This is a genomic window from Alteromonas sp., from assembly GCF_984505615.1.
In genome coordinates, this window is the sequence record NZ_CFHOXV010000041.1 from 1 (window position 1) to 17,244 (window position 17,244).

Here is a 17,244-nt window from a genome sequence, read left to right on the forward strand (position 1 = left end):
TATTCTGTGGTACCGACTCTGCTTTTATACCGAAACATTCTGAGAAAGCGCCGGGATGAAACCGGAAACTGACAGCAGAGGGACGATTGAATTTTGATAAATTGCCGGTTTTCGTTCCGAATAACACGGTGGCGTCATAACAAGCATCATCGACTGAGAATGTCAGGCTATGGCCGCCATCCGGATAGCACCGTTCTGTGGACAGCGCAGTATGGGTGGCATATTCAGACTGCCACACAGAGTGCAGCCAGGGCTTTAAATGAGCCGGTACGGGCACAAAAGTCATGTGCCCGGCGGTAAGCGATGCGGCGGGAATAACTTGCTGTGGGGGTATGATGACTGTCATAACGTAACCTGCCGCCGCACGATTAATTACTCTTCTTCGTCCTGCTCTTTCTTAGGAGGAAGTACCCAGAAAACACCACGGAATTCAGCCACGGCGTTGTCGTCATCCATAATATCGACCTGCAATGTGAAACTGCATTTCTTGCGTTTTTCTAAGGGAGCAAATTTGCCGCTTAAGCTCTCCACATGACAGGTGGCACGGGGTTTCATTGTAATCGGCTTATGATAGTGAATATCACCGTCACCCAGTACAATATCGCCCATCAGCTGGCGTTCTTTCAGTTGCAGGAAAATCATCCCCCAGCCGGTGAGAGTGGCCAGAGAAAAAATACTGCCGGCGAACATAGTACCGTGAATATTGATATTTTTATTCAGCGAGGCCCGTGTCTCCAGTGTACGGCCGGTATACTGATGCAATTTGATGCCCATGTGTTCGGTGATCGGGATTGTTTCGGTCCAGGTGTCCTGAAGCTCTTTGCACCATTTCGGGTGCAGCATAACGATCCCGGGATCAGTAAGCTTCTTCACCATTTGCTGGCGTTTCAGCATACCCAGTTCATTCGGGGCTTCCCGTTCGATAACGAAGCCGCAGGAGCTGAAAAAATCGATGGAGGTTTCGCGGCTGTTGGTTACAGCCCGTATTGCGCCCATCTCACGGGCAACGCCTTCCAGCGCCCCCAGAATCATCTGGCCGAGGCCTCTGCGCTGATAATCAGAGTTCACAGCAATGTGACGAATCTGAGCTTCTTCTGCCGTATTCAGGTGAACGCGACCGGCGGCAACAATGTCTCCCTTGCCGTTTACGATGACACGGTGCTCCGCAACCTGTTCATACTCATCTTTTTCTGAACCGGGAGGAAAATTCCATGGCTGGCGCAGATAAGTCCATCGAAACGTGAAGTATTTTTCTAGTTCTTCTTCTGTTTTCGGTGTGGCTACTCTAAACAATGTATGAGCCTTTTTAAAAATGCATCCGTCGCCCATTTAACCCTAAGGTGACCCTGCTTAACAAGGCAATTCACCGATATCAGGCTATCCGGCCGGGATTAAGAGAATAAATAATTGAAATGTGAAACGTTTGCAGAAAATTACACGGCGAAATGGAATGTAACCGGCCCGTCGTTAATCAGTGAAACTTTCATATCTGCACCGAAACGTCCGGTCCGGACCGGAATGCCCAGCGAACTGAGGTGTTCTGTGAAGCGGTTATAAATGGCTTCGCCATAAGCAGGACTGGCGCCTTTTGAAAACCCCGGACGATTTCCTTTTTGCGTATCAGCCACCAGCGTAAATTGTGAAACGACCAGTACCGCGCCGCCGGCCTGCTGAATATTCAGGTTCATCTTACCGTCGTCATCACTGAATATCCGGTAATTCGCTACTTTGCGGGCGAGTTTTTCGATTTGCTCTTCGCCATCTTCTTTTTCTACTCCGAGGAGCAACAGTATGCCATGTCCGATGGCTCCGGTGACATCACCGTCTACTTTTACACTGGCTTCAGATACCCGTTGTACTAATCCAATCAACGCTTTTTCTCCCTGAGATAACGGGACATATCACGGGTGGCCCTGCAAAGAGCCAGTGCTATGCCCGGCTCGGATGTGCTGTGTCCGGCTTCCTGAACTATCTGCAATTCACTGTTTGTCCACGCTTTATGTAACGTGTATGCCCCTTTTGTGCTGCATATTACATCGTAGCGGCCGTGAACGATAGTGCCCGGAATGTGGCTGATAGCCGCTGTATTCTGCAGAATAAAATCTTCGGGAATAAAACAGTGGTTAGCCAGGTAATGGCATTCAAGTTTAGCCAGGCTGGTCATCAGGCCAACCGGATAATGGCCGGTGAGTTCTCCGGTTCCTGCGGGCAGTGACAGCCTTGAAAGGCGTTCTTCCCAGATGTACCAGTGTTTCAGGGCACTGAGTCGCTGAAGATCGTCAGAGGAGTCAAACAGCTTGCGGTAGTGGGCACACACAGAGGCGGTATTCAGCTCGCCCTCAATACCATCTATAAAGAGTTCGTAGTGTTCCGGGAAGAGGGTCGCCGCTGCCCCCTGATGAGAGATAAACCAGTCCCGGTCTTCTTGCCTGGCCAGAAAAACGCCCCGCAGAATGAGTCCGGATACGGTATCCGGCGCATCGATTGCCGCAAGTAAAGCTAGTGTTGAGCCCCACGAACCACCAAACAGGATCCACTGTTCTACACCTAATAGTTGTCTTAAGCCTTTTATGTCGCCCAGAATATGTTGTGTAGTGTTGTTTTCCAGAGAACCGAAAGGCTTTGAACGGCCACATCCACGCTGTTCAAATGCAATGATGCGGAAACGGTTGCCATCGAAAAAGCGCCTGTAACCCGGAGATAAACCTGCGCCCGGACCGCCATGTAAATACAGAACGGGAAATCCATCCGGATTGCCACTTTCTTCGTAATACAGTGAGTGACCGTCACCCGTGTCAAAATACCCACTGCTGTAACATCCAATGTCAGGGTAAAGTCGTTTCATTTTATTTCAGTGCGTTGTATGTCTGGTTTTTTTGGTTTAGTTTAGCTACTAAAACACATATTTACGTAATATACGAGGAAGTTTATATGGCAGGTCAGGGTTCAGGCGGTAACGTCATTGCAGCAATCTGTAACTTTTTTATTCCCGGATTAGGTCATCTGGTCCAGGGGCGGATCTTAAGAGCATTCGTGTTCTTCGTGATTTGTTTCGCCTGTTACGGGCTTGCCGCAACAGTCATTTTCTTTTTTCTGTGGCCGGTGGGGGCGATTTTCCACCTGTGGGCCATTATTGATGCCGCCCGCTACAGGGGGCCTGAGGTACAGTTATGATGGGTAATGTTAAGACCGGTTTACTGGCAGTCGCAGCTTGCGTTGCACTGTCCGGATGTCAGTCTGCTTATTACGGCGCCTGGGAGAAGCTTGGCGTAGAGAAGCGGGACATTCTGGTCGACCGTGTTGAAAACGCGAAAGAGTCTCAGGAAGAGGCGCAGGAACAGTTTGCAGATGCGCTGGAAGAGTTCAGCGCGCTGATTAATTTCAATGGCGGTGAACTGGAAGACGTTTACGATGAACTTAACGGCGAATTTCAGGACAGCCAGGCTGCCGCCGCCGACGTTACTGCCCGTATCGACAAGGTAGAAAGCGTTGCGGAAGCTCTGTTTTCTGAATGGGAAGATGAACTGGAGAAATACGACAGCGACAAACTGCGCCGCTCCAGTGCAGAAAAGCTCCGTGCGACCCGTCGCCAGTACGAGACCATGATTAAGGCCATGAGAAAGGCTGAGAGCCGCATGGAACCGGTATTGACGGCGCTTCAGGATAATGTGCTTTATCTGAAGCATAACCTGAATGCCAGTGCAGTGGGCGCGCTGGAAGGTGAGCTGAAAACTATTCAGCAGGACGTGTCCCGTTTAATCAACGAGATGAAAGCGTCGGTTGCAGAGTCAGATGCGTTTATCCGCACCATGAAAAACTGAAAGACTCAAAACTGAAAAGCTGGCAGATTACTGCCAGCTTTTTTTATGCCTATTCCAGAGGGACCTTCCGCGGCTCTTCACTGGCTCTGATGTCACCGAAGGCATCTTCCATACTGCAGGTAAATTCAGCACCAATCAGCACCACCATCCACGATACATAAACCCACAAAAACAGTATTGGCAGCACGGCCAGCGCACCGTATATCACCTGATATGAAGTAAAGTTAGTAATATAAAGAGCAAACCCTTTTTTCGTGAACTCAAAGCAGATAGTCGCGACGACCGCACCGATGAGAGCGTGGGAATAGCGCACACGGCGGTTGGGCACCAGCAGGTAAAGAATCACGAAAGCCAGCAGTGCAGCGAAACTCGGGATCAGAGTGAGCATAAAGGTACCCACGCCGGGCGTGTATTCTTCAGCAAACTCCGCCACGCCAACCAGATATGAGCTGATTGCCACGCTGGAGCCCATGAGCATGGGTCCCAGAGTAATCACCATCCAGTAGATGGCAAAAGTATAAATAACCGGCCGGTCGCTTTGCGTACGCCAGATACGGTTCAGGGTCTTATCCACATTTGAAATCAGCAGCAGGGCGACGACCAGTAACGACAAAATACCCACAGCCCCCATTTCCGAGGCATTGGAAACAAAATCGGTCATGTACTGCTGGACGACATCGCCGGCAGTTGGGACAAAATTAGAGAAAACGAATTGTTCCAGTTTACTGCGTACTGATGCAAAAGCCGGGAAGGCTGACATAACAGTAAATGTCACCATGATGAACGGCACCAGTGACAGCAGTGTCACGTACGCCAGGTGTCCGGCCGAGATAGTAATGTTGTCCGCTTTACAGCGGCGCAGAAAAATATGGAAGAAGGCATTGAGTGCGGGACGTTTGTCATTCCACAGCTTTACCCAGCGATTATCTGTCAAAACAGACTCCTTTCAAACTGCACGGATAGTTTCATGCTTGTACAGTGTAACCATTCGTAGTCATGGGGGGAATGTTTTGTTGATTTCTCAGCAGATTGTAATCTCTGGCGCAGTGGCGAATTGACGAGAATAGTCAGGTATCGTAGCGATAAGGAGGAGGAGGCTAGGGGAAAAACCGTCTGCAGCAAGGATGCTGCAGTCGAGCCTCCAGGGATGGAGTTCCGGCGTGTTTTTCCCCTAGCCTCCGCATCCAGCGGAGATACCGTAATACGTCCGCCTCTCGTTAGCCGGCGCGAACGCCCAGCATGTGGCAGATGGCGTAGCTGAGTTCGCAGCGGTTCAGGGTGTAGAAGTGGAAGTGTTTCACCCCTTCTTTCGCCAGCACTTTTACTTGCTCCATGGCGATGTTTGCGCCAATCAGATTACGTGTTGCCTGGTCATCGTCATCCAGCCCTTCGTACATCTTGTGCAGCCAGCCCGGTACGTGAACATTGGTGAAACCGGCAAACTTAATCAGTGTCTGATAATTCGTCACCGGCAGGATCCCGGGAACGATATCCAAATCGATACCGGCTGCAGCAGCACGGTCACGGAAACGCAGGTAAACACTGGTGTCAAAAAAGAACTGAGTAATTGCTTCAGAAGCCCCGGCTTCCGCTTTACGCTTCAGGTTAAGCAGGTCGAACTGGGCATTCGGTGCTTCCGGATGTTTTTCCGGATAGGCAGCAACGGAAATATCAAAGTCTGCTACGTCTTTCAGCAGTGCCACCAGATCAGAAGCATACATTTCGGTTTTATCTACGCCCTTCGGTAAATCGCCACGCAGAGCAACAATGCGGCGAATACCCGAATCCCAGTATTCCTGAGCAATTTGTTTGAGTTCATCACGGCTTGCGTCCACACAGGTCAGGTGAGGGGCTGCCTGTACACCGGTTTGTTGTTGAATGCGTTTAACAACATCATGGGTACGGTCACGCTCACCACTGTTTGCACCGTAGGTCACAGACATATAAGAAGGCTTAAGAGGCGCCAGGCGTTCAACAGATTTCCACAGCGTTTGTTCCATCTTTTCCGAGTTAGGCGGAAAAAATTCAAAAGAGACATCAATGTCACGCAATTCGGACAATGACTGGTTTAAGGCGTCGATACCTTGTGCATAGGAAACCATTTTGTTGACTCACTCAATTCTTTGGACGTTTAGACGTCTAAACTAATTAATATATGTCTGGACGTCAAGAGGTTTACACGGCTTAATTGACCTTTTCGCTACATTGTTTAGAATTTCCGCTTATAAAGTAAAATAACAGGCAGTCCGAGATTTCACATGGCAGAATGGAATGGTAAGTATATACACCCTTACGCAGAGCATGGAAAAAAGAGTGAGCAAGTAAAGAAAGTCACTGTTTCTATTCCGATTAATGTGCTTAAGGTGCTCACAGACGAGCGAACCCGCAGACAAATTAATAACCTGCGTCACGCGACGAATTCAGAGTTACTGTGCGAAGCATTCCTTCATGCTTTCACCGGGCAGCCGCTGCCTGACGACGACGATTTGCGCAAAGATAACCCTAACCGTGTTCCTGCCGTTGCAAGGAAAATGATGGAAGAGATGGGGATCGACCCCACCGCCGACAACGAAGAAGAATAAAGTAAAGCCAGAGCGAATCACTCTGGCTTTTTTGTATCAGGGGCAAGCTTAGTCTTGTCTGGCTGAGGGCGGCTCGATTTTTTGCAATTCGAACAGGGGCCGGAAAGTTGAACGGAACAGGAGCACAATACCCAGGCTCATTACTCCGCCCGCAACCGCGCAGGCTACCGGACCAACAGCTGCCGTCACCGAACCACTTCTGAAATCTCCGAGTTCGTTGGAAGACGCGATGAACAGGGAGTTCACTGCACTCACCCGGCCACGTAGAGCGTCCGGTGTCATAATTTGTACCACTGAGCTTCTGATCACCACACTTATCATGTCTGAACCGCCATAAATCAGCAAAGCGAAGCAAGCCACATAAAGATTTTGTGAAAAGGCAAAGCCGATAATAGAAAAGCTGAAAAGGATCAGTGACCAGAACAGCAGCGGGCCGTTGCGTTCAATAGCCCGTTTACGTCGTACCATTGTCAGACCGATAAGCGTCGCACCCACAGCCGGCATGGCCCGCAATAAACCCAGTGTTTCCGGACCTTCATGTAAGACGTCTTTCACAAACACAGGTAATATGGCCATGACACTGCCACAAAGTATAACCACAAGATCAGTAAACAGCGCTCCGCGGACAACGTTGTTGTGCATCAGGTATTCCACACCGCTGAATATGTCTTTGAGCGCCAGTTTGCGCTCTGAATGAATGTTCAGAGCAGGCAACAAAGAAAAGCCACCCAGTGTAAACAGGCCGAAAATGATGAGCACCCAGTAGAGCTGACGGTCGAGCGCTGCCAGTAACACACCCGCGAGGAAAGGCCCCACGGTTAAGGCGATATTCCAGATAGAGCTTATGGCAGCCACCGCACGCCCCAGATGATCCGTGCTGACGATATTCGGCAACACAGACTGAATGGCCGGTGCGAAGAAAGCCCGCCCTGCGCCTAATACCGATAACGAGCAAAACAGCGCCCATTTATTCAGTTCCGGCTGATTCATCAGCAAAGCGACGGCCAGCACCACCAGTAACTGTAATCCGGCAGAAATTAACAGAATACTTTTGCGGGAAAAGTTGTCTGCAGCCCAGCCCGCCACGAGGAATAAACTGATTACCGGCACAATCTGAAAAATGCCTACCAGTGCCAGGTCAAAGGCCTCGCCGGTGGCTTCATATAAATGCCAGCCGATGCTGACTGCCATAGTTGAGCCGATAAGCGTGGTAGCTATTCGTCCGATGATGAGCCCGATAAGTGCTTTTGACCACATGAAATCTTTGTCCGTCAGATTAGGGGAAGCGGGAAGATAAACGAAAACGGGCCGGTAGTGTAACCGGCCCGTAACAAATGAAGTCAGTCTGCTTCAATCAGTCTTTGTTACCCGTGTATTTTGCCGGTAAGGATTCAACACCGGCAACGCCTGAGTCAATCGCTGCCTGTGCTACGGCACTGGCAATACGGTGAAGCAAACGGGGATCCATTGGTTTAGGAATGATGTAATCTTTACCAAATGTCAGCGATGCTGATTTACTGGCTTTCAATACTTCTTCAGGCACAGGCTCTTTCGATACTGAACGTAAAGCTTCTACCGCAGCAACTTTCATTTCGTCATTAATGGTCGAAGCACGCACATCCAGCGCACCACGGAAAATGAACGGGAAGCACAGTACGTTGTTCACCTGGTTGGGGTAATCTGAACGGCCTGTGGCCATGATCAAGTCACTGCGTACCTCATGGGCCAGTTCCGGTTTAATTTCCGGATCAGGGTTTGAGCAGGCGAATACCACCGGGTTTGGTGCCATCAGTTTCAGCGTTTCTGGAGGCAGTACGTCAGGGCCGGAAACACCGACAAAAATATCCGCACCATCCATAACATCGTCAAGGGTACGTTTGTCCGTGTTGTTGGCGAACAACATTTTGTGTTCCGTGAGATCGTCACGGCGGGTATGAATCACCCCTTTACGATCGAGCATATAAATGCGTTCACGCTGGGCGCCGCACTTGATCAGCAGCTCCATACAGGCAACGGCGGCAGCACCGGCTCCCATACAAACAATTTTGGCGTCTTCGATGTTCTTGCCCTGAATTTCCAGCGCGTTGAGCATACCGGCCGCTGTTACAATGGCGGTACCGTGTTGATCGTCATGGAATACCGGAATCTTGCAGCGTTTGATCAGTTCCTGCTCGATTTCGAAACATTCCGGCGCTTTGATATCTTCAAGATTAATACCGCCGAACGTATCAGCGATATTGGCAACCGTGTTGATGAATTCTTCAGTAGTCCGGTGTTTAACTTCAATATCGATGGCATCCAGTCCGGCAAAACGCTTAAACAGTAACGCTTTACCCTCCATCACTGGTTTTGATGCCAGCGGACCTAGATTACCTAATCCGAGAATGGCCGTACCATTACTGATTACTGCAACCATATTACCTTTGGCGGTATAGCGGTATGCTGCATCCGGATCTTCGGCAATTTCACGTACCGGCTCGGCCACGCCGGGGCTGTAGGCCAGTGCTAAATCATCTACGCTGTCAGCCGGAGTCGACAGTTCTACCTTTATTTTGCCCGGAGTAGGGTATTCGTGGTAATCCAGGGCGCGTTGTCTGAAATCTGACATTCTTTTGTGTGTCCTTCTCAGGGTTTGGTCTTTGCACAACTACTACTTGTCGTTACTGCGCTAATCTCTTGTTTTCTTTATAAAGCGCAGCTTGCGACAAATGTAACACAACGCCTTTCACAGTACATATCTGATCAGGAGCTATCTTATGCTTACTTTAGTTGCCGGAGGGCGGCTTCACAAAACGGAATTATCAATGCCGACTATTGATGAAATTTATAAGTTAACTTTAATTTATAATTTATTTTATATGGCTGGACGGTGAGGCGGGCCGGTGAGTAAAGCGTGACGGGACAAGCACGGGTTAAGTATGTTAAGTAACGGATTTAAGGCACAAAAAAAGCGCCGTAAAGGCGCTTTTTTCGCAATTCAATGCCGGACTTATTTTTTGCCCAGTGCACCAAAACGCTTCTTGAAGCGGTCAACACGACCACCAGTATCAACGTTACGCTGCTTACCAGTGTAGAACGGGTGGCAGTTTGAACATACGTCCAGGTTCAGTTCTTTACCTGCAGTAGAACGTACTTTGATAACATTACCGCAAGAGCAAGATGCAGTAATTTCTTCGTATTTAGGGTGAATACCTTCTTTCATGGGTTACCTCATTATATAAGGCCGTATCGCAATCCAGCCCGAAGCTGAACACCATACGCAACTATATTCAATACAAGGCACAACTGGCCTTGCCGTAAAGAGCGGCGCATATTAATGTATGACGCCGTTTTGATCAAGAACGATAAGTAAAAAAGTGCGGAAAATATAGGCAGATTATGCGTTTTGTTGAGGTGGCGGTTCCTGTACCGTTACGACAAGCTTTTACCTACTCCTGTGACACACTGCCGGAAGCAGGCTGCAGGGTCAGTGTGCCTTTCGGCCCCCGCACATTAACCGGCGTTGTTCTGGGAGAGGCGGAAACGCCGGAGAACAGCGGAAAAATCAAACCGGTTCACCATGTCATTGATGACAGGCCGGTGCTCGACAGTGTGATGCTGAAACTGTGTCACTGGTTATCCCAATATTATCTTCATCCGGTGGGTGAGGTTATTCACACTGTATTACCTGTCCTGCTGCGCAAGGGCGAACCGGCGAATCCGGTGGATGAAATCTGGTGGCATGCCGGCGATAACATTGATGAAAATCTGGCGTCCCTGAAGCGGGCGAAACGCCAGTATGCTTGTCTTGAGGCACTGGCGGATGAGCCTGTGCGCGAAGGCGATCTCAAAAACACCTTTCCTTCCGCCATCATCAGCGCACTGGAAGAGAAAGGCTTTGTGTACAGCGAAAGTAAACCGCCACCCTTGCGACCGAAAATGTGGCTCGATTATTTTCATGTCGGCAAAAAGCCGTTGCCTGATAAAGAGCAGGCGGTTGCCATCAGCGCGTTGTCGCAACAGGCCGGCAAGTTTGCGCCTTTTTTGCTGGAAGGGATCACCGGAAGCGGTAAAACCGAAGTTTACCTGCAGGCCATTGAAGATATTCTTTCTGCAGGTAAACAGGTATTGATTCTGGTACCGGAGATTGGCCTTACTCCGCAGACGGTTACCCGTTTTGCCAACCGCTTTGGTATCGATATTGGCGTATTACATTCCCAATTGAATGACAAAGATCGCCTTTCAGTCTGGCAGCGTGCGCGGGAAGGTGAACTGGGCATCATTATTGGTACCCGGTCTGCGATTTTTACGCCGATGAAATTTCCTGGCATGATCATTGTGGACGAAGAACATGATGATTCATTCAAACAGCAGGACGGACTGCGATATCACGCCCGGGATCTCGCAGTCATGCGCGCCAGCACCGAACACATTCCTCTTATTCTGGGTACCGCGACGCCTTCACTGGAAACACTGAACAACGCTCTGGCGAAGCGCTATGGTCATCTGCAACTGACCCGGCGGGCCGGCGGCGCTTCGAACACCCATCAGCAGGTACTGGATGTACGGGACCAGCGGATGCAGTTTGGTATTGCCGATGGCATGCTGAGCATCATGCGCCAGCATTTGTCGATGGGAAATCAGGTACTGGTATTTGTTAACCGGCGGGGGTACGCACCGGCATTGCTCTGCCATCATTGTGGTCATTCTTATGATTGCCGCCGGTGCGAACGGCCCTACACGGTTCACCGCACCCAGCAACGTTTGCAGTGCCATCATTGCGGTGGCGCCAGACCGGTACCCCGCCAGTGCGAACATTGCGGTGAAAATAAACTGATTACTGCCGGCGTGGGAACGGAGCAGATTGAAGATGGTCTGGCGAAGTTGTTCCCCGCCGTGAAGCAAATCCGTATCGACAGCGACTCGGTGCGGGGCAAAGATAAGTTGCAACGTTCTCTGGATGACATTAACGCGCAGAAGTATCAATTGCTGATTGGTACGCAGATATTGTCGAAAGGGCATCATTTTCCCCATGTAACACTGGTAGTTGTACTGGACTGCGACGGCGCCTTATTCAGCGCTGATTTTCGTGCCAGTGAAAAACTGGCGCAACTGGTTACTCAACTGGCGGGGCGCGCAGGCAGGGCATCGAAGCCGGGGGAAATGTGGTTACAAACGCATAATCCGGGACACCCGTTGCTACAGGATTTAGTGCACAACGGTTACGGGCATTTTGCCCGCCAGGCGCTGGAAGAAAGAAAGTTATCATGGATGCCGCCCTTTCAGTCTCAGGCGGTGATCCGGGCTGAAGCCACTAATGCTGAACAGGCGTGGGATTTTCTTGAACAGGCGGGGGCGATGTTGCAAAGTCCGTCGGTGAGATTAAACGGGCCGCTTCCCTGTCTGATTGAGAAGCGTCAGGGGCGCTACCGTTTTATGCTGGTCCTGCAGTCAGCGAGGCGTAATGATATCAACGGGTTACTCAGAAAAGCCTTACCGGTATTATCAGCGATGCCGGCGGCAAGCCGTGTTCGCTGGTCACTGGATGTTGATCCCTCTGACTTCAGTTAGTATTCGCATCTTAACGCATATAGCGGCAGCATTTTCGGAAAATTCACGATACACTGCTGTGCGGTTTCACCGGAAAGCGCTGATTTAATCACGTGATAATCAGCCAGCAGGTGATGCTTTTTTTCAAACAATATTTGACGGGATATTACGCCGGATATGGCACAACGTGATTATGTAGCTCGTGGTCGTGCGCCACAAAATAAAAAGAACAACAATAAACGCAAGCCGCCTTCGCCGGAGACGAACCGGACTAAGATTTGGGCACGTCTGGTGGTTGTGGTGATCGCTATTCTGGGTCTGATTTATTTCCTGTTCTCGATTAAAGACAATGTTGATGAAACGGCTGACTCGCCGATGGAACCACTACCGCAAATTGTCGAAGAAGAGGAATTGCCTGAGCTGCCTAAGGAAGAATGGGAGTACATTAAATCCTTACCCGGCTACGAAGTCGAAGTGGAAGTAGCGGAGCAACAAAAATCCGACAAACTGTATTTACTCCAGTGTGGTTCATTCCGCACCCGCTCGCAGGCTGAAGAAATGAAAGCCAAAATCGCCTTTCAGGGTCTTGAAGCACAGGTCCGGGCCACTACCGGCTCTAACGGTGAATGGTTCCGTGTCATCATGGGGCCGTTACAAACCAAACGTGATGCAGAAAGAGCAAGACACAGTCTGAGAAAAGTAAACATCACCACCTGCATGATCCTGTACTGGAATCTTTAAGGTAGAGAAACCGGCCCTTTGGGAAGGTGAGCCTTTCTGGCCGGGGCCGGCATTACCGGCGATAACTCGCCGTGAACCCATCCCTGGGGGCTCGACAACCGCATCCATGCGGTTGACGGTTCTCGCCGGTAATACCTTATCCCGTCCACAGGATCACCAAGTTCCCTGCAGTAGCTTTCCTGCTGCTGACGGTTTGTAATGGCTTCGTCCTGCTCCGTCTGCGGGCCTGACACCGGTCTTTATTGATGCTGGTGGATTGTCCCTTGAAAAAATCATCTCTTCCCCCACTTATCTCTTCATTGAAATTAATTTGCTGCGCGACAGCCAGCGACACCCGGAATATGGGGAAAGTGTAGTGACTACAATTGTATCTGTAAGACGCGACAATCAGGTCGTCATTGCCGGAGACGGACAGGTTTCTCTGGGCAATACTGTAATGAAAGGCAACGCGAAAAAAGTGCGTCGCCTGTACCATAATAAAGTGCTGGCGGGTTTTGCCGGTGGTACTGCTGATGCATTTACGCTGTTCGAGCGTTTTGAATCTAAACTCGAGATCCATCAGGGGCACCTTACGCGTGCAGCGGTGGAACTGGCTAAAGACTGGCGTACTGACAGGGCGCTGCGTAAGCTCGAAGCGTTACTGGCGGTGGCTGATGAAACGGCATCTTTCATCATTACCGGTAACGGTGATGTAGTGCAGCCTGAAAACGATTTAATTGCCATTGGTTCCGGCGGTGCTTATGCGCAGGCGGCTGCAACGGCTCTGCTGGCAAATACTGAATTGTCAGCCCGTGAAATAGCAGAAAAGAGTTTAACCATCGCAGGGGACATCTGCGTATATACCAACCATCACCAGACGGTTGAAGTACTGGATTATTGATCGACTGCAGGCCGTATCACGGTCATGCAGCCGGTAGCTGAGCACCATCAGCGTTAGTAAGAGAAGGTTTATTATGTCTGAAATGACACCCAGAGAAATTGTTCACGAGTTAGATCGCCATATCATTGGTCAGCAGGACGCAAAACGCGCCGTGTCTATCGCCCTGCGTAACCGCTGGCGCCGGATGCAACTGCCGGAAGAGCTTCGCGTTGAAGTCACGCCTAAGAATATTCTGATGATTGGTCCTACCGGTGTGGGTAAAACTGAAATTGCCCGCCGCCTGGCCAAACTGGCAAATGCCCCTTTCATTAAGGTTGAAGCCACGAAGTTCACTGAAGTGGGCTATGTTGGTAAAGAAGTTGAGACGATCATCCGCGATCTGACAGATATCGCGGTAAAGCTGACTAAAGAGCAGGAAATGACGAAGGTCAAATTCCGTGCTGAGGAAGCGGCGGAAGAGCGTGTATTGGATGCTTTATTGCCACCACCGGAAGACGTGTGGGGTAAAAAAGAGCAGGTTGAAGATCGTGGCACCCGTCAGGCATTCCGTAAAAAGCTCCGTGAAGGTCAACTGGACGACAAAGAAATTGAAATCGATGTTGCACTGCCGCAAATGGGTGTTGAAATCATGGCGCCTCCGGGCATGGAAGACATGACTAATCAACTGCAGTCGATGTTCCAGAACCTGAACTCTGACTCGCAGAAGAAAAAGAAAAAACTGAAAATCAAAGATGCGCTGAAAATGCTTACTGAAGAGGAAGCTGCCCGTCTGGTGAATCAGGAAGATCTGAAAGAAAAAGCGATTCATGCTGTTGAACAGCATGGCATAGTGTTCATTGATGAAATCGACAAGATTTGTAAGCGTGAAGGCAATAACTCTGCAGATGTGTCCCGTGAAGGTGTGCAACGGGATCTGCTACCGCTGGTGGAAGGCTCTACTGTATCGACTAAGCACGGTATGGTGAAAACTGACCACATGTTGTTTATCGCATCCGGTGCTTTCCAGATGAGCAAGCCGTCGGACCTGATTCCAGAGTTGCAGGGCCGTCTGCCAATCCGTGTTGAACTGTCAGCACTGAAAGTGGAAGACTTTAAACGTATTCTGACTGAACCGAATGCAGCACTGACAGAGCAGTATCGTGCACTTATGGCTACAGAAGGCGTGACAATTAAGTTTGAAGAGTCTGGCATTCAGCGCATTGCTGAAGCGGCCTGGCAGGTAAACGAGCGCCTTGAGAACATTGGAGCCCGCCGACTGCACACGGTGCTGGAGCGTTTGATGGAAGATATTTCTTTCGATGCATCCGAGAAGTCCGGTGAAACCTTTACTATCGATGCAGCCTATGTGGACTCACACTTAGAAACGCTGGTAGACAACGAAGATCTCAGCCGCTTTATTCTGTAAGGCTCTGTTTGTTACTTACCACATGAGTCGCTGCCGGGCTGAACGGTAGCAGTTCATCAATAACACTAAAACGCGCGACTGTCTGACGGTTGCGCGTTTTTTATTGCCTGCAAAGTTGATAGCGTCGAATACGTCAGGTTTCTTTCTGGTTATTTGTATAAAATGGAATTAGTAACCCGCAATCTTTGTGGAAAATGAAAAGGTTGAGCAATGCCGGTTAATGCCAAAACAGAAGATTTAGAAGCCTTTGTAACGGTGGTGGATACCGGTGGTTTCTCTGCCGCCGCAGCGCTGCTGGATCAGCAGGTTGCCAGGGTATCACGCTCGGTAACGCGGCTGGAAAAGACTCTCAATGTTACTCTGTTCAACCGCACCACCAGACGGGTAGAGCTGACGGAAGAAGGTGAGCTTTTCCTGCGTTACGCCAGAGACGGTCTGAACATGCTGGAAAAAGGCGAGGAGGCATTGCGACTGCTGGGGCGGACACCCTCAGGCAAGCTGCGGGTTGATGCAGCCAGTCCGTTTGTATTTCATCAGCTGACACCGTTAATAGACGGGTTCTGCCGCACCTATCCGGATATATCCCTGGAGCTGACCAGTCACGACAGCATCATTGACTTACTGGAGCATAAAACCGATATCGCCATTCGTATCGGCGATTTAAGCGACTCCAATCTCCATGCCAGAAAGTTAGGGCGAAGCCGGTTACATGTAGTGGCAAGTCCGCAATACCTGGCTAAACATCCGGTCAGCGGCGATATTACAAGCCTTTCGCAGCATCGTTTAATCGGTTTCAGTGATGCGCCGCATTTAAATAACTGGCCACTTAAAAGTCCTCAGCAGCTTACATTTGCCATCAGTGCCTCAAGCGGTGAAACCGTGCGGCAACTTTGCATGGCTGGGCAGGGGCTGGCGATGCTCTCACACTTTATGACGTATGAAGATATTGAGGCCGGCCGGTTGGTGCCTGTGCTGACAGACCATGTCCTGAGTCCGAACCGGCGGGAACTGGTACAGGCGGTATATTACCGTAACAGTGCCGTGTCTTCCCGCATCTCTGCATTCCTGGATTATATCGCGCCGCGACTCACTCTATAATTGCAAAAATAACAAAAGTGTTTTTAATTTATTGCTGTTAATGATTTAAATAAGCTGCGATATGCTTCATCCATTGAAAATGGAAGGAGGCTTTATGAGTCTATTATTTAACAGTATTTCACTGGCCGGTAAAACGCTGAAAAACCGTATTGTCATGCCCCCGATGACCCGCTCACGGTCAACGCAGCCAGGTGATGTCGCCAACGATTTAATGGCCACTTACTATGCCCAGCGTGCCAGTGCCGGTTTGATTATCAGTGAAGGTACGCAAATCAGCGAACTGGGCAAGGGCTACGCCTGGACCCCGGGTATCTACACCGGAGCGCAAGTCAAAGGTTGGAAAAAGGTCACAGATGCCGTTCACCGGGCGGGAGGTGTGATGTTTGCGCAATTGTGGCATGTTGGCCGCGTATCCCACGAAAGTAATACGGGTGGCAGGCAACCGGTTTCTTCTTCAGCGCTTCAGGCTGAGGGCGTGAAGGTATTTATCAACGAAAATAACTCACCGGGTTTTGTTCAGTCTTCTGTACCCAGAGCACTCAGTAAAGAAGAAATCAAAGCGGTCGTTGAAGAGTACCGGCACGCGGCGCAATGTGCCAAAGATGCCGGATTTGATGGCATCGAACTGCATGGAGCCAATGGCTATCTCATCAACCAGTTTCTTGATTCACAAGCCAACAACCGTACTGATGAATACGGCGGCAGCCTGGAGAACCGTCTGCGGTTCCTGAAAGAAGTCGTGTCTGCCGTCAGCACAGTGTTCGACAGCCGCGCAGTGGGGATCCGTCTGGCTCCGCTGACGACGTTGAACGGTGCGGTAGATGAAAACCCTGAACAGACCTACGTTGAAGCGGTGCGGGCATTGAATGATTTAAAGGCCGGCTACGTACATATCGCTGAAGCAGACTGGGATGACGCGCCGGAAATGGCGGTAAGTTTTAAACAGGCCATCCGCGAAGCGTTTGACGGTATTTTGATTTATGCCGGCAAATATACCCGTGATCGCGCTGAACGGGCGCTGGAAGAAGGCTGGGCTGATATGATTGGTTTCGGTCGTCCCTTTGTATCGAATCCCGATCTGCCTGCCCGTTTACAACACGGCATCGCGCTGGCGGAGCATGATCCTGATACCTTGTTCGGTGGCGCAGAGAAAGGTTATACCGATTATCCAGTCGCGTCATAACGGTT

At 50.1% G+C, this 17,244-nt stretch carries 19 protein-coding genes; 9 read left to right on the forward strand and 10 right to left on the reverse strand.

Translation table 11 applies throughout. The features are described from left to right. The 4 genes from AC4PME_RS17190 to pip all read right to left on the reverse strand — a co-directional run. On the reverse strand, positions 1-346 hold a 346-nt coding region (locus tag AC4PME_RS17190; protein ID WP_491529670.1), incomplete at its 3' end, for a DUF6597 domain-containing transcriptional factor. Between the two features lie 26 nt (positions 347-372). Then, the gene (locus tag AC4PME_RS17195) at positions 373-1,293 is read right to left on the reverse strand and encodes a bifunctional GNAT family N-acetyltransferase/hotdog fold thioesterase (RefSeq protein ID WP_303573898.1); all 921 of its coding nucleotides are present in this window, start codon (positions 1,291-1,293) and stop codon (positions 373-375) included. A gap of 140 nt (positions 1,294-1,433) precedes the next feature. Continuing rightward, positions 1,434-1,871, reverse strand: coding sequence for a D-aminoacyl-tRNA deacylase (gene dtd / locus AC4PME_RS17200; protein WP_491045768.1), 438 nt, complete (start codon positions 1,869-1,871; stop codon positions 1,434-1,436). Then, positions 1,868-2,845, reverse strand: coding sequence for a prolyl aminopeptidase (pip, locus tag AC4PME_RS17205; RefSeq protein WP_491045767.1), 978 nt, complete (start codon positions 2,843-2,845; stop codon positions 1,868-1,870). The genes dtd and pip overlap by 4 nt, the downstream gene beginning before the upstream one ends. Positions 2,846-2,931: 86 nt before the next feature. On the opposite strand from pip, the gene AC4PME_RS17210 reads away from it, so the two are divergent. Together AC4PME_RS17210 and AC4PME_RS17215 are read left to right on the forward strand one after the other, a co-directional pair. Continuing rightward, the gene (locus tag AC4PME_RS17210) at positions 2,932-3,174 is read left to right on the forward strand and encodes a DUF6677 family protein (protein WP_119499934.1); all 243 of its coding nucleotides are present in this window, start codon (positions 2,932-2,934) and stop codon (positions 3,172-3,174) included. Then, positions 3,171-3,821 (forward strand): DUF2959 domain-containing protein, encoded by a 651-nt coding sequence (locus AC4PME_RS17215; protein WP_303573895.1) that lies wholly within the window; start codon positions 3,171-3,173, stop codon positions 3,819-3,821. The genes AC4PME_RS17210 and AC4PME_RS17215 overlap by 4 nt, the downstream gene beginning before the upstream one ends. Before the next feature lie 49 nt (positions 3,822-3,870). Here the strand turns inward: AC4PME_RS17215 and AC4PME_RS17220 are convergent, their stop codons facing one another. After that, complete coding sequence (locus AC4PME_RS17220) at positions 3,871-4,755, reverse strand: virulence factor BrkB family protein (protein ID WP_491045766.1); 885 nt, start codon at positions 4,753-4,755, stop codon at positions 3,871-3,873. 283 nt (positions 4,756-5,038) lie between these two features. Then, positions 5,039-5,923 (reverse strand): methylenetetrahydrofolate reductase, encoded by an 885-nt coding sequence (metF, locus tag AC4PME_RS17225; protein ID WP_119499937.1) that lies wholly within the window; start codon positions 5,921-5,923, stop codon positions 5,039-5,041. Between the two features lie 156 nt (positions 5,924-6,079). On the opposite strand from metF, the gene metJ reads away from it, so the two are divergent. After that, positions 6,080-6,403, forward strand: coding sequence for a met regulon transcriptional regulator MetJ (gene metJ / locus AC4PME_RS17230; protein ID WP_119499938.1), 324 nt, complete (start codon positions 6,080-6,082; stop codon positions 6,401-6,403). Positions 6,404-6,451: 48 nt separating this feature from the next. Here metJ and AC4PME_RS17235 read toward each other — a convergent pair whose 3' ends face one another. From AC4PME_RS17235 to rpmE, 3 genes are all read right to left on the reverse strand, one after another. Beyond that, the gene (locus AC4PME_RS17235) at positions 6,452-7,660 is read right to left on the reverse strand and encodes an MFS transporter (RefSeq protein ID WP_491045765.1); all 1,209 of its coding nucleotides are present in this window, start codon (positions 7,658-7,660) and stop codon (positions 6,452-6,454) included. A 97-nt stretch (positions 7,661-7,757) separates the two neighbouring features. Next, positions 7,758-9,011 (reverse strand): malic enzyme-like NAD(P)-binding protein, encoded by a 1,254-nt coding sequence (locus AC4PME_RS17240; RefSeq protein WP_303573892.1) that lies wholly within the window; start codon positions 9,009-9,011, stop codon positions 7,758-7,760. Between the two features lie 381 nt (positions 9,012-9,392). Next, positions 9,393-9,605: a 50S ribosomal protein L31 gene (gene rpmE, locus AC4PME_RS17245; RefSeq protein WP_119499941.1), complete on the reverse strand. Its 213-nt coding sequence runs from the start codon at positions 9,603-9,605 to the stop codon at positions 9,393-9,395. A 176-nt stretch (positions 9,606-9,781) separates the two neighbouring features. On the opposite strand from rpmE, the gene priA reads away from it, so the two are divergent. Both priA and AC4PME_RS17255 read left to right on the forward strand, forming a co-directional pair. Then, positions 9,782-11,953: a primosomal protein N' gene (gene priA, locus AC4PME_RS17250; protein WP_491045764.1), complete on the forward strand. Its 2,172-nt coding sequence runs from the start codon at positions 9,782-9,784 to the stop codon at positions 11,951-11,953. A gap of 156 nt (positions 11,954-12,109) precedes the next feature. Further along, positions 12,110-12,673, forward strand: coding sequence for an SPOR domain-containing protein (locus tag AC4PME_RS17255; protein WP_119499943.1), 564 nt, complete (start codon positions 12,110-12,112; stop codon positions 12,671-12,673). Here AC4PME_RS17255 and AC4PME_RS17260 read toward each other — a convergent pair. Continuing rightward, positions 12,670-12,906, reverse strand: coding sequence for a hypothetical protein (locus tag AC4PME_RS17260; RefSeq protein ID WP_491045763.1), 237 nt, complete (start codon positions 12,904-12,906; stop codon positions 12,670-12,672). The genes AC4PME_RS17255 and AC4PME_RS17260 overlap by 4 nt on opposite strands. Positions 12,907-13,028: 122 nt before the next feature. Here AC4PME_RS17260 and hslV point away from each other — a divergent pair, with 122 nt between their 5' ends. The 4 genes from hslV to AC4PME_RS17280 all read left to right on the forward strand — a co-directional run bounded on the left by hslV (position 13,029) and on the right by AC4PME_RS17280 (position 17,239). Next, complete coding sequence (gene hslV / locus AC4PME_RS17265; RefSeq protein WP_119499945.1) at positions 13,029-13,553, forward strand: ATP-dependent protease subunit HslV; 525 nt, start codon at positions 13,029-13,031, stop codon at positions 13,551-13,553. 73 nt (positions 13,554-13,626) lie between these two features. Next, positions 13,627-14,958 carry an ATP-dependent protease ATPase subunit HslU gene (hslU, locus tag AC4PME_RS17270; RefSeq protein ID WP_119499946.1) on the forward strand — a complete coding sequence of 444 codons (1,332 nt, stop codon included), beginning with the start codon at positions 13,627-13,629 and terminating at the stop codon, positions 14,956-14,958. Between the two features lie 210 nt (positions 14,959-15,168). Beyond that, positions 15,169-16,056 carry a LysR family transcriptional regulator gene (locus AC4PME_RS17275; RefSeq protein ID WP_491045762.1) on the forward strand — a complete coding sequence of 296 codons (888 nt, stop codon included), beginning with the start codon at positions 15,169-15,171 and terminating at the stop codon, positions 16,054-16,056. 94 nt (positions 16,057-16,150) lie between these two features. Then, positions 16,151-17,239, forward strand: coding sequence for an alkene reductase (locus tag AC4PME_RS17280; RefSeq protein WP_491045761.1), 1,089 nt, complete (start codon positions 16,151-16,153; stop codon positions 17,237-17,239). Positions 17,240-17,244 lie beyond the last annotated feature (5 nt).

Excerpts from the sequence above, each read along its gene's own strand:
- rpmE (WP_119499941.1), bottom strand. The coding sequence starts at position 9,605 with ATGAAAGAAGGTATTCACCCTAAATACGAAGAAATTACTGCATCTTGC.
- hslU (WP_119499946.1), top strand. The coding sequence starts at position 13,627 with ATGTCTGAAATGACACCCAGAGAAATTGTTCACGAGTTAGATCGCCAT.
- AC4PME_RS17275 (WP_491045762.1), top strand. The coding sequence starts at position 15,169 with ATGCCGGTTAATGCCAAAACAGAAGATTTAGAAGCCTTTGTAACGGTG.
- AC4PME_RS17240 (WP_303573892.1), bottom strand. The coding sequence starts at position 9,011 with ATGTCAGATTTCAGACAACGCGCCCTGGATTACCACGAATACCCTACT.
- metJ (WP_119499938.1), top strand. The coding sequence starts at position 6,080 with ATGGCAGAATGGAATGGTAAGTATATACACCCTTACGCAGAGCATGGA.
- AC4PME_RS17215 (WP_303573895.1), top strand. The coding sequence starts at position 3,171 with ATGATGGGTAATGTTAAGACCGGTTTACTGGCAGTCGCAGCTTGCGTT.
- priA (WP_491045764.1), top strand. The coding sequence starts at position 9,782 with ATGCGTTTTGTTGAGGTGGCGGTTCCTGTACCGTTACGACAAGCTTTT.
- AC4PME_RS17280 (WP_491045761.1), top strand. The coding sequence starts at position 16,151 with ATGAGTCTATTATTTAACAGTATTTCACTGGCCGGTAAAACGCTGAAA.
- pip (WP_491045767.1), bottom strand. The coding sequence starts at position 2,845 with ATGAAACGACTTTACCCTGACATTGGATGTTACAGCAGTGGGTATTTT.
- AC4PME_RS17210 (WP_119499934.1), top strand. The coding sequence starts at position 2,932 with ATGGCAGGTCAGGGTTCAGGCGGTAACGTCATTGCAGCAATCTGTAAC.
- AC4PME_RS17255 (WP_119499943.1), top strand. The coding sequence starts at position 12,110 with ATGGCACAACGTGATTATGTAGCTCGTGGTCGTGCGCCACAAAATAAA.
- AC4PME_RS17235 (WP_491045765.1), bottom strand. The coding sequence starts at position 7,660 with ATGTGGTCAAAAGCACTTATCGGGCTCATCATCGGACGAATAGCTACC.
- metF (WP_119499937.1), bottom strand. The coding sequence starts at position 5,923 with ATGGTTTCCTATGCACAAGGTATCGACGCCTTAAACCAGTCATTGTCC.